This window comes from Vagococcus sp. WN80Y (assembly GCF_059621045.1).
The window spans coordinates 258,504-269,539 of record NZ_JCAQHY010000001.1; the positions used below are offsets into that span (position 1 = coordinate 258,504).

General features: G+C 36.8%; 14 protein-coding genes. 12 read left to right on the forward strand and 2 right to left on the reverse strand.

Going from position 1 to position 11,036, the window contains the following annotated elements; translation table 11 throughout:
• Positions 1-129: 129 nt before the first annotated feature.
• From AC5KOD_RS01290 to AC5KOD_RS01335, 10 genes are all read left to right on the forward strand, one after another.
• Entirely contained in the window at positions 130-1,065 is a 936-nt protein-coding gene (locus AC5KOD_RS01290; RefSeq protein WP_496912736.1) for an ABC transporter permease, read from the forward strand.
• Positions 1,066-1,074: 9 nt separating this feature from the next.
• Positions 1,075-1,968 carry a carbohydrate ABC transporter permease gene (locus tag AC5KOD_RS01295; protein ID WP_496912737.1) on the forward strand — a complete coding sequence of 298 codons (894 nt, stop codon included), beginning with the start codon at positions 1,075-1,077 and terminating at the stop codon, positions 1,966-1,968.
• Between the two features lie 26 nt (positions 1,969-1,994).
• Positions 1,995-2,624, forward strand: a complete 630-nt coding sequence (locus tag AC5KOD_RS01300) for a YesL family protein (RefSeq protein ID WP_496912738.1) — start codon at positions 1,995-1,997, stop codon at positions 2,622-2,624.
• Positions 2,625-2,783: 159 nt separating this feature from the next.
• On the forward strand, positions 2,784-3,719 hold the full coding sequence (gene hprK / locus AC5KOD_RS01305) for an HPr(Ser) kinase/phosphatase (RefSeq protein WP_496912739.1): 936 nt from the start codon (positions 2,784-2,786) through the stop codon (positions 3,717-3,719).
• Between the two features lie 46 nt (positions 3,720-3,765).
• Positions 3,766-4,581, forward strand: coding sequence for a prolipoprotein diacylglyceryl transferase (lgt, locus tag AC5KOD_RS01310; protein WP_496912740.1), 816 nt, complete (start codon positions 3,766-3,768; stop codon positions 4,579-4,581).
• Positions 4,582-4,583: 2 nt separating this feature from the next.
• Complete coding sequence (gene ppaX, locus AC5KOD_RS01315; protein WP_496912741.1) at positions 4,584-5,237, forward strand: pyrophosphatase PpaX; 654 nt, start codon at positions 4,584-4,586, stop codon at positions 5,235-5,237.
• 3 nt (positions 5,238-5,240) lie between these two features.
• Positions 5,241-6,251, forward strand: coding sequence for an NAD(P)H-dependent glycerol-3-phosphate dehydrogenase (locus AC5KOD_RS01320; RefSeq protein WP_496912742.1), 1,011 nt, complete (start codon positions 5,241-5,243; stop codon positions 6,249-6,251).
• A gap of 55 nt (positions 6,252-6,306) precedes the next feature.
• Positions 6,307-7,218: a UTP--glucose-1-phosphate uridylyltransferase GalU gene (gene galU / locus AC5KOD_RS01325; protein ID WP_496912743.1), complete on the forward strand. Its 912-nt coding sequence runs from the start codon at positions 6,307-6,309 to the stop codon at positions 7,216-7,218.
• Positions 7,219-7,395: 177 nt separating this feature from the next.
• Positions 7,396-8,385, forward strand: coding sequence for a nucleoid-associated protein (locus tag AC5KOD_RS01330; RefSeq protein ID WP_496912744.1), 990 nt, complete (start codon positions 7,396-7,398; stop codon positions 8,383-8,385).
• A gap of 105 nt (positions 8,386-8,490) precedes the next feature.
• Positions 8,491-9,141 carry a L,D-transpeptidase gene (locus tag AC5KOD_RS01335; protein WP_496912745.1) on the forward strand — a complete coding sequence of 217 codons (651 nt, stop codon included), beginning with the start codon at positions 8,491-8,493 and terminating at the stop codon, positions 9,139-9,141.
• 110 nt (positions 9,142-9,251) lie between these two features.
• On the opposite strand, the gene AC5KOD_RS01340 is transcribed toward AC5KOD_RS01335, so the two are convergent.
• Together AC5KOD_RS01340 and lexA are read right to left on the reverse strand one after the other, a co-directional pair.
• Positions 9,252-9,455, reverse strand: coding sequence for a hypothetical protein (locus AC5KOD_RS01340; protein ID WP_496912746.1), 204 nt, complete (start codon positions 9,453-9,455; stop codon positions 9,252-9,254).
• A gap of 169 nt (positions 9,456-9,624) precedes the next feature.
• The gene (gene lexA / locus AC5KOD_RS01345; protein ID WP_496912747.1) at positions 9,625-10,245 is read right to left on the reverse strand and encodes a transcriptional repressor LexA; all 621 of its coding nucleotides are present in this window, start codon (positions 10,243-10,245) and stop codon (positions 9,625-9,627) included.
• 243 nt (positions 10,246-10,488) lie between these two features.
• On the opposite strand from lexA, the gene AC5KOD_RS01350 reads away from it, so the two are divergent.
• A complete protein-coding gene (locus AC5KOD_RS01350; RefSeq protein ID WP_496912748.1) occupies positions 10,489-10,737 on the forward strand; it encodes a DUF896 family protein in 249 nt (82 codons plus the stop codon).
• A 179-nt stretch (positions 10,738-10,916) separates the two neighbouring features.
• On the forward strand, positions 10,917-11,036 hold a 120-nt coding region (locus AC5KOD_RS01355; protein WP_496912754.1), incomplete at its 3' end, for a thiamine pyrophosphate-binding protein.

The window sequence follows — 11,036 nt, forward strand, 5'->3', positions numbered from 1 at the left end:
GTGAAGCGTAGTAAATTGTGTTGAGCAGATTTCTGGAACGTGTTTGTCACATAACTTACGTGAATAAAAGGAGAGTGAGGCTTTTGTCTCACCCACCTATGTATCAATTAACTGAGGAGGTTTTGGCAGGTGAATCAGGTAACGAAACGAACCACTCGCTTTTCTAAAATTAGCCATGCTTTTTCAAAACAAAAATGGTTGTATTTGATGATGTTATTTCCGTTAGCGAGCTTACTTATTTGGAATTATTGGCCTATGTATGGGGTTATAATTGCGTTTAAAGATTATTCTCCGGCGTTAGGAATTTCGGGGAGCCCGTGGGTTGGCTTTCAACACTTTACGCGTTTTTTTAATGCCTTCTATTTTAAGGATGTCATTATTAATACGTTGCGCATTAGTTTATACAGTCTCATTATTGGAGTGCCATTACCGATTATTTTGGCATTGATGTTTAATGAAGTCCGTAATAAAAGATTTAAGTCTATTACACAAACAATCTCTTACATTCCCAATTTTATTTCAGTGGTTATTGTTGTTGGAATGGTCTTTTTCTTCACTTCACCAGTCGATGGTGTGATTAATGAAGTTATTAAGTTTTTTGGTATGAAGCCAATAGATTTTTTAGGAGATGCCAAAATGTTTCCCCATGTTTTTGTTTGGTCAGGAGTTTGGCAAAGCGTTGGATGGGGAACCCTTATTTATACAGCGGCTATGTCAGGTATTTCCCAAGACCAATATGAGGCGGCCTATCTAGAAGGTGCCTCGAGAGTTCAATGTATGCGGCATATTACAATTCCAGCGATTATGCCAACGATAGTGATATCGACTATTTTAGCAACCGGAAGTATTATGTCTGTTGGTTTTGAAAAAGTGCTGTTACTTCAAAATGATGCGAATTTGGCAACTTCGGAAGTATTATCAACCTATATCTACAAAGCTGGGATATTAAATGCAGAATACAGCTTTTCAGCTGCAGTAGGGTTATTTAACAATTTAGTCAACTTTATTATCTTATTTATTGTGAATAAGATTGCTCAAAAAACAGGCGAAAATAGTTTGTGGTAGGAGGGAAAAATGAAACATAATCGATCAAAAGAAGATAAGCTTTTTGATACTATTAATACAATTCTGATTGTCATAATTATTTTATTGATTTTTTATCCGATTCTATTTGTGGTATCTGCCTCTTTAAGTGATCCGACGAAAATTTTTGATAGTACACTATTAGTGTGGCCAAAAGGATTTACACTAAATGGTTATCGTAAGGTTTTTGAAAATCGTGACATTTGGATTGGGTTTAAGAATGCAGTTATTTATACCGGTCTTGGAACTATGATTAATGTTATCATGACAACTCTAGCGGCCTATCCACTATCTCGTCGAGATTTTAAAGGACGAAATGCGCTAACCTTTCTATTTACCTTTACAATGTTCTTTTCAGGAGGATTAATTCCGACTTATTTAGTTAATCAGAAGCTAGGGATTATCAATACGATTTGGGTAATGATCTTGCCGGGAGCAGTAGGTGTGTATAACATGATCATCATGCGAACCTATTTTCAGCAAAATATTCCACGAGAGCTAGAAGAAAGTGCTTTTATTGATGGATGTACGGACATGCAGTTACTTTGGAAGGTTGTCTTGCCGCTTTCAACACCGATTATAGCAGTCATGATGATGTTTTATGGTGTTGGTCGCTGGAATGGTTATTTTGATGCCATGATCTATTTGTCAGATCGCGAGTTATTTCCTTTGCAGTTAATTTTGCGAGAGATTCTTATCCAAAATCAGATGGGGGAGGCCGCTAATCAGCAAATAATGTCAAGCAGTCAAGCGGAGGTTAGCATGATTAAACAAACGATAAAATACAGTGTTGTGGTCATTTCTAGCGTTCCCGTGTTATTATTTTATCCACTAGTAGCAAAATATTTTGAAAAAGGAATCATGGTAGGCGCAATTAAGGGGTAATGAGTTTAGACTAGGGAGAGGTTAAAATGGGAGAAAAGTTATATCATTGGTCAGTTGTGGTGACGAAATTAGTTTATTTGAATGTTTTATGGATAGTGCTGACATTACTGGGAGGAATAGCTTTTGGCATTATGCCCGCCACAACAGCTTTATTTGCAGTTCTTCGTCAAGGGTTTATGACAGATGATGAGTCACTTAAAATAGGCAAGACATTTTTTCATTACTATTACAAAGAATTTTTAAAAACTAATTTATGTGGCTGTTTTATGGCTATACTAGGTCTGATATTATTTTTTAATTACCGAATTACGCTAAATGCTTCTGATTACTTGATGATTGGCTTTCATTATTTTTCGATCATTTTGCTTGGTGTATTTGTATTATTATTGGTTTTTTTCTTTCCAGCCTATGTCCATTTTAAATTGCCTGTTAAGAAGTTATTTTTGCAACCCTTTCTATTGATTGTATTTAGTCCTTTTGAAGTTGCGAAAATCTTAATCATATTAGCTGGAAGTTACTATCTATTTCACTGGGTTCCTGGGTTACTACCATTGGTTTACATGTCGCTTCCTTCTAGTTTAATCATGATGATTCTTTATCGGCGATTTTTGTCACTGCCTATCCCGGAACACGCAAGCAGCTCTGTCTCACATTAGTTGAGGCAGGCTGTTTTTTTAGGTAGTTGAAGCAAGCTCATTTTGTTGAAAGGGACTGCTTAAAAGAGAAGAAATAGCTTTGTTCGATTGATTATGTAGAAACTTATGTCGTTAAATGATAAAATGGAACAAGCAAACAATTTAGAGAGAAGGTTATGTATGACAGAGTCAGTAACAGTTCAAGAATTAGTCAACGAATTACAGCTTGAAGTAGTTTGTGGAGAAGACTATTTAGATAGAAAAATAAAAACAAGTGATATTTCCCGGCCGGGTTTAGAATTAACCGGCTATTTTAATTATTATCCTTATGATCGAGTTCAATTATTTGGCCGCAAGGAGACCACGTTTTCACAAAAAATGACTCCAGAAGAGCAGGTCATGGTGATGCGTCGGTTGTGCCACGAGGAGACGCCAGTTATTATTTTTGCCCGTGATCTGATTCCACCTAGCAATATGTTGCGCGTGGCGGAAGAGAAGCAAGTGCCTGTTTTACGTTCGTCTTTAACAACATCGCGAATTTCTGGTGTGGTATCAAATTACTTAGAAAGTCAATTGGCTAAGCGAACGTCTATTCATGGAGTATTGGTCGAGGTTTATGGGCTCGGTGTATTGATTCAAGGGGACAGTGGAATCGGTAAGAGTGAAACAGCGCTAGAATTAATCAAAAAAGGTCACAGACTTATTGCGGATGATCGGGTTGATGTCTATCAACAAGATGAGCGTACAGTAATTGGTGAACCAGCTAGATTACTTGAGCATCTAATTGAAATTCGTGGGATTGGTATTATTGATGTAATGAACTTATTTGGCGCAAGCTCTGTCCGTGGTAGCGGTCAGGTTCAATTAGTTGTCTACCTAGAAAATTGGAGCAAAGATAAGAAGTTTGACCGATTAGGTGGTGCGGCTGAGACTGTTCAAATTGCAAATGTGGATATCCCTAAAATATCGATTCCAGTTAAAACAGGCCGTAATGTGGCGATTATCATTGAGGTAGCTGCGATGAACTTCAGAGCAAAAACAATGGGATACGATGCTACAAAAACATTTGAGAATAATTTAACCGCGCTAATCAAAGAAAACTCTGAAGCAGAATAGTAGACTATATCAGCTTAAATTAGAGTGACTATAAAGGGGGATATCGATGTTTTTAGCGCAAGTTAACCCCGTGGCTTTCAAACTTTTTGGAATTGAGGTCATGTGGTATGGAGTTATTATTGTCAGCGGAATAGTTTTAGCTGTTTGGTTGGCTTCACGAGAGGCAAAACGAGTTGGCTTAAAAGAGGACGACATCGTTGATTTTATGTTTTGGGGCCTACCGATTGCAATCATTGGGGCTCGGTTGTATTACGTGATTTTTGAATGGCAATATTACCTTAAAAATCCACTTCAAATATTTGCTATTAGGAGTGGCGGCTTAGCAGTTTATGGTGGCTTAATTGCTGGTGGACTTGTCGTATATTTCTTTACTCAATCACGCTATATTTCTTTTTGGAAATTTCTTGATATCGCTGCCCCTAGCGTAATCATTGCTCAAGCAATTGGCCGTTGGGGAAATTTTATGAATCACGAGGCTTACGGAGGAGAAACAACGCTAGGATTTCTACAAGGGCTGCATTTGCCTACATTCATTATTGAAAATATGTATATTGATGGAGCGTATCGACAACCTACGTTTCTTTATGAAAGTCTTTGGAATGTCATTGGTTTTATTTTGATTCTTTGGTTACGTAAGAAAAACTTTTTCCGTGAGGGAGAGATATTCTTTACCTACGTTATCTGGTATTCATTTGGTCGCTTCTTTATTGAAGGGATGAGAACAGACAGCTTGTACTTAGTTGGTGATATTCGAGTGTCTCAGTTCTTATCAATTATTCTCTTTTTTGGTAGTTTAATTTTCATCGTTTATCGCCGAAAAAAAGTTAATCCGCCTATTTATAATCGTAAAGGAGCACGATAGTAGTGTTAACAACAGTTTTATTTGATTTTGATGGTACATTGGCAGATACGAATCATCTGATTTCAGAATCTTATCTTCATGTATTGAATCAGTATTTTCCAGGCGAATATGATACAGAAAAAGTTCGGCCATTTAATGGACCGCCCTTAGAAGAAGTTTTTGGTGCTCTCTTACCAGAAAAAACGGAGCAAATGGTACGTGAATATCGAGAGTTCAATCATCAACAGCACGATGCCTTAATTCAAGTGTTTCCCAATGTCAATGAGTCTCTAGCCACCTTAAAAGCAGCGGGCTTTAAATTGGCGGTTGTGTCAACTAAGTATAATCAAGTATTGCAAAAGGGCTTAGATTTACTTGAAATGACGGACTATTTTGATGAGATTATTGGTGGTAATGATTACCAAAAGGTGAAACCAGATCCTGAGCCTTTAACTGTTGCAATGGCTCGTTTAGGCGTTGATGCTGACGAATGTGTGATGGTTGGGGATAATTGGCATGACATAAAAGCAGGGCACAATGCAGGAATGGAAAGTGTGTTTGTAGGTTGGTCCCATAAAACAGTGGCAGAAATGGCGCCGTATAAGCCTGATAAAATTGTTGAATCTATGGTAGACTTAACAGAGTGGATTCTATCAAAAGGTGTGAAAGGAAGTTAACGGATGAAACAAAAAATTGCTGTTTTAGGTCCCGGATCATGGGGGACAGCGTTGGCTAAAGTATTAGTGGAGAACGGTCATGAGGTGACCATTTGGGGACGAGAAGCTGAGCAAATTGCTGAAATCAATACTCATCATACCAATCAACATTATTTACCTGACCTACTCCTACCGGAAAAATTGAAAGCAGAAATGGATTTGAAAGCTGCTGTAGCAGGTGCTGATGCGATTTTATTTGTTGTTCCAACTAAGGCGATTCGTTCTGTTGCTCAACAGTTGGTGGCGGTTTTAGATACTAAACCAGTTATTATCCATGCCAGTAAAGGGCTAGAGCAAGGGTCACACAAGCGAATTTCTCAAGTTCTTATGGAAGAAATCCCTGAAGACAAACGAAAAGATGTTGTGGTGTTATCTGGCCCAAGTCATGCAGAAGAGGTCGCAGTACGTGATATTACAACCATTACAGCAGCCAGTAAAAATTTAAAATATGCAGAGTATGTTCAAGCGCTGTTTATGAATGAATACTTCCGAATTTATACAAATGATGATGTGATTGGTGTAGAAACGGGCGCGGCTTTAAAAAATATTATTGCTCTAGGTTCAGGTGCGATTCATGGATTAGGCTTTGGAGACAATGCTAAGGCAGCTATTATGACGCGTGGATTGGCCGAAATTAGTCGGTTAGGCGTTGCAATGGGAGCTGATCCACTAACTTTTATTGGCATGAGTGGCGTTGGCGATTTAATCGTTACTTGCACAAGTGTCCATTCTCGTAATTGGCGTGCAGGAGATTTGCTTGGCCGTGGACACAATTTGCAAGAGGTTTTAGATAATATGGGGATGATTGTGGAAGGCGTTTCTACAACAAAAGCAGCCTATGAATTATCGCAAGAATTGAAAGTGGAAATGCCGATTACAGAAACTATTTACAAGGTGCTGTATGAAGGAGCTGATGTCAAGGAAGCAGCGAAACAAATTATGCTGCGAGATGGTCGCTCAGAAAAAGAGTTTTAGTAACCAGATTAAGTATAATAGGGAGAACACCCTAAATAGAAGAGGAGAATTTATTGTGAAACAACGTGTGAAAAAGGCGATTATTCCAGCCGCAGGATTAGGAACAAGATTTTTACCAGCGACGAAAGCTATGGCAAAGGAAATGTTACCGATTGTTGATAAACCAACTATTCAATTTATTGTTGAGGAAGCATTGGCATCTGGAATTGAAGACATTTTAATTATTACTGGTAAGGCTAAACGTCCGATTGAGGATCATTTTGACGCAAACTTGGAATTAGAAATGAACTTAAAATCAAAAGGTAAAACGGATTTACTGAAATTAGTAGAAGAAACAACCGATTTGAACTTACATTTTATGCGTCAATCTAGTCCTCGTGGTTTAGGGCATGCGGTTTCATTAGGTCGTGCGTTCGTCGGTAATGAACCTTTTGTAGTCATGCTTGGAGATGATTTGATGGAGGATACGATTCCGTTGACGAAGCAACTAATCAATGATTACGATGAGACACGTGCTTCAACTATAGCGGTTATGGAAGTCCCTCATGAAGATACCTCAAAATATGGGATTATTAACCCAGAACATATGGTGAAAAAGGGTTTATACAATGTAAAAAACTTTGTTGAGAAGCCGAATCCAGATGAAGCGCCAAGTGATTTAGCTATCATTGGTCGTTACTTATTAACTCCTGAGATTTTTGATGTCTTGGATCAACAAACACCAGGTGCAGGCGGTGAAATTCAGCTTACTGATGCGATTGATACCTTGAATAAAACTCAGCGTGTATTCGCTCATCAATTTACAGGTAAACGCTATGACGTTGGTGATAAATTTGGGTTTATGAAAACAAGCATTGAATATGGCTTGACTCATCCTGAGGTGAAAGATAACTTAAAAGAGTTTATTATTCAATTAGGGAAAGAATTAGATACTGAAGAAAGCCCTAAAAAAGGCTCAAAAAAATAAATGATACCCTCAAGATTGCTAGAGAATAGTTGGCAATCTTGGGGGTTTTATATGGCTAATCATATTGAACAAGCAACTGTCAGAATAATGATATCATTTTACTTACGTAGTGACTCTTAATTGTTGTATAATAGTATTTTGGAATTAAAGAGACAGGCAAGGCTAAGGAGCAATTAAATGGAAATTAAAGAGGCTATTTTACATGTACTGGATTTAGAAGCAAGCTCGCTAATCTGTTCACAGAAGGCGTTAACGATGACAGATTATGCAGTTAAGACGTACCTTGAAGGAATCATGAAACGATTTAATAATGCTGATTTTAAAACAGGAACATTGGATGAAAGCAATGACTTATTCGTTGATATTACGAATGAACGGTTAAATTTTGTTGAAAAGAGTGAAAGTGTTGCTCAGAAGTTTTATGATTGCGTGGTTCAAGGGGAAGAGATTCCAAGTGGAGATCTACTTTATTTTCACGGAGAGGATGAAACTGACCAGTACGTAGGGATTTTTAAATTGAATTATCGTCCAGCATATACTCATTTTGTTGACTATGTTGACGATGGAATGTTGAATAATATTATCATTAATAAAACTATTTTGCCAAGTATTACACAAAAAGTTGACGAAGCTGTTTTAATTAATATCACCAAAAAAACGTTTGATTTAGTAGAAAAGAAATACAAGTTTGATGGTCGCAAAGTAGAGTATTTTTCTAGTATTTTGTTAAAAACAGAAGCAACACCGACAGTCCAAGATAATATCAAAATTGTTAAAAAGGCTGTTAAGGAAATTGCTGATAAGTATAATGAAGAAAAGTACGTCAGCATGTCAAACATTCAACAAGCAGTTTATGAGAGTATTGAAGAAGATGGAAAAATTAGTAATGAAAAAATTGCTGAAAGAGTGTTTGAGAATAATATCTCAGCTAAAGCAGAATATATCGAGCGAGTAGAACGAACAAATTTTGAGGAAGATATTCCGATTAATGTGCCGAAATATGAAAAAAAATACAGTAAACAAAAGCTCAAATTAGCTAATGGGATTGAAATGATTATCCCTGTTGAGGTCTATAAAAATAAAGAATTAATTGAGTTTATTAATAATCCTGATGGCACAATTTCGGTTATGATTAAAAATGTGGATGAAATTATTAATAAATTTTAGACGGAGATAGAGCGAAGCTATAAAATCTTTGACGCTAAAAACAAGCTGTGTTAAGGTGAAATTAATAATAGAAAGATGTATTTTTAGTGAGTTAAGATGAAAGGAATGAACGCAGTGAAGGGGATTAAAAAAAGCTTTCTTTTAGCTGGATTGGTTTGCTTGATGATTGCTGTTGCACCGTCAGAAGTTAGTGGTGTGACAACTAAAGAGGGACGTAAGCTACCATTTGTTGGGCCTGATATTTCACTAAAAGGTCCGAAGGTTAACTCCGCTAAAGTAACGCCAACTGTGGCAGAAGAAAAGAAAGTCGATAAAGATTTGTGGAAAAAGCCAACGGGTGGAGAATATCCTAAGTTGACAGCTGATATGGTCCTTCGAATTGTGGCAAATGTGACGGATCAGCGTATTTATTTTTATGATAACGATAAACTAATTTATACGATGGTGACATCTTCTGGCTTAGCTGACGATGAGAATGCGACACCTTTAGGGGATTTTGAGATTCAGGAAATTCGAGGTGAAAGCTTTTTTAATGCTGAGTTAGGCGAAGGAGCACTAAATTATGTCTCGTTTAAAGATTATGGCGTTTATTTATTTCACAGTGTCCCTGTTAATGAGCAGTTAGAGATAAATGTAGCTGAAGCTGAAAAGCTAGGTAAGCGTGCTTCACATGGTTGTTTCCGCTTATCACTGCCTGATTCTAAGTGGTTTTACGATAACATCAAGGCAGGAACACCAGTTAAAGTAACCGAATGATTACTTAGGTTGAATAAACAAGTTGATTTCGTTTTTTTTATAAAAAGCAAAAAAGCTCTTCACTCAACTGTTAGGGGGATAACAGTTGAGTGAAGAGTCTTTTTAATGAATTAACGGCGATAGCTATAAGTGTGATCGCTTTGATAGTGCTGCTTACGAGTATGACGACGATAGCTTCGTTCGTCCCAAACCATGAACCATAAGAAGAATAAAGGCGTGACGATCAATAGTGCTGTCTTAATCCCTAGTGAACCCAAACAAATGCCAATAATTAAAATGAAGAATACCAACCCGATTCGACGAATACCTACCATTTATATCACCTCATATATTTTATGCGAACGTTTGTTCTTTTCTTTATTATACAAACAAACGTTCGCTTTGTAAAGAGGAAAGTGAGAAAACTTTTCAATTAAGGTAAAACGAATGAAATGGGTTATATGGGAAAAGAAAACAACCAGCAGATAAGCTGGTTGTTTGTGGTTAAATGTGATTGCGGTATAATCCAACTACTTTACCTAAAATAGAAACATTAGGTAAGATAATTGGCTCTAAGCTATCATTTTCTGGTTGAAGTCGAAAATGATCTTTTTCTTTGTAAAATCTTTTGCACGTTGCTTCATCTTCATCAGTCATAGCAATCACAATTTCTCCATTTGAAGCCGAGGCTTGTTTTTTTACAATGACTTGATCGCCATCCAAGATGCCGGCGTTAATCATACTTTCTCCCCGAATGGTTAGCATGAATAAACTATTGTCCTCATGTTTCAAATCAGGTGGGATAGGAAAGAAGTCTGATGCTTCTTCTACAGCTAAGATAGGCTCTCCAGCAGTAACTGTTCCTAAAATCGGGATAGTTGTAGGACGAATACCGATCATATCCAGTCCAATTTGAGTTAACTCAATTGCTCGTGGCTTTGTTGGGTCACGTTGTAAGAGTCCTTTTTTCTCTAGACGAGATAAGTGACCGTGAACGGTTGATGTTGATGATAGATTAACAGCAATGCCAATTTCTCTGACTGTTGGTGGATAGCCTTTTTCTTCAACTTGGCTATGGATATATTTTAAAATTTCAGATTGTCGTGTTTCATGTGCTTTTGCCATACTGATACCTCCTTAGGGCAGATTTAGTATTAATTTGAGTTTAGCATAAAAAACTTAATAAATCAAACAGATGTTCGCTTATTTTGATGGAAACATAAACTTTTTTTGATAGTAGTTTGTTTGATATAGAGGACATGCTGTGGCTAGACTATTTAGTTGTTTTTTGAATTGAAATAGTCTAGTATTAAAGGCATCGGTGGAATAAATAATAGGACACTTTAAAACTGTTTAGGAGGGAATAAAATGTTATCAAAAGATAAATTAGCTCGTATTAATGAGTTAGCCAACAAATCAAAAGGTGAAGGTTTAACACTTAACGAACAAAAGGAACAAAAAATATTAAGAGAAGAATATCTTGAAAAATTTCGTGGTGGGATGCGGAATCATATCGAGGGAATGAAAGTAGTGGATCAGGAAGGGAACGATGTAACACCTGATAAGCTAAAAGATATTCAAAAGGAAAAAGGGCTTCATAATCGTCATAATGATTAATTTTAAAGACTTTTGCTAAGATTTGGTTTATTTGCAAAAGTCTTTTTTTAATGCGTTTTAGCAGGATTTTTGATAAAAAAGCAAAACGATTTCATTTTTCAATTGCAATTTAGTCAAACAAAAGGTAAAATAACCCTATAAAGGTAAAAAAAACCTAAAATAGCAGGAGGATGATTATTTTGTTTGATAAAATCGATGAACTAGGCGTTAACTCAATCCGTACCCTAAGTATGGACGCAATTCAGAAAGCAAATTCAGGACACCCAGGCTTACCAATGGGAGCGGCACCAATGGCGTAT

Excerpts from the sequence above, each read along its gene's own strand:
- AC5KOD_RS01295 (WP_496912737.1), top strand. The coding sequence starts at position 1,075 with ATGAAACATAATCGATCAAAAGAAGATAAGCTTTTTGATACTATTAAT.
- AC5KOD_RS01300 (WP_496912738.1), top strand. The coding sequence starts at position 1,995 with ATGGGAGAAAAGTTATATCATTGGTCAGTTGTGGTGACGAAATTAGTT.
- hprK (WP_496912739.1), top strand. The coding sequence starts at position 2,784 with ATGACAGAGTCAGTAACAGTTCAAGAATTAGTCAACGAATTACAGCTT.
- lgt (WP_496912740.1), top strand. The coding sequence starts at position 3,766 with ATGTTTTTAGCGCAAGTTAACCCCGTGGCTTTCAAACTTTTTGGAATT.
- AC5KOD_RS01320 (WP_496912742.1), top strand. The coding sequence starts at position 5,241 with ATGAAACAAAAAATTGCTGTTTTAGGTCCCGGATCATGGGGGACAGCG.
- AC5KOD_RS01330 (WP_496912744.1), top strand. The coding sequence starts at position 7,396 with ATGGAAATTAAAGAGGCTATTTTACATGTACTGGATTTAGAAGCAAGC.
- AC5KOD_RS01335 (WP_496912745.1), top strand. The coding sequence starts at position 8,491 with ATGAACGCAGTGAAGGGGATTAAAAAAAGCTTTCTTTTAGCTGGATTG.
- AC5KOD_RS01340 (WP_496912746.1), bottom strand. The coding sequence starts at position 9,455 with ATGGTAGGTATTCGTCGAATCGGGTTGGTATTCTTCATTTTAATTATT.
- lexA (WP_496912747.1), bottom strand. The coding sequence starts at position 10,245 with ATGGCAAAAGCACATGAAACACGACAATCTGAAATTTTAAAATATATC.
- AC5KOD_RS01350 (WP_496912748.1), top strand. The coding sequence starts at position 10,489 with ATGTTATCAAAAGATAAATTAGCTCGTATTAATGAGTTAGCCAACAAA.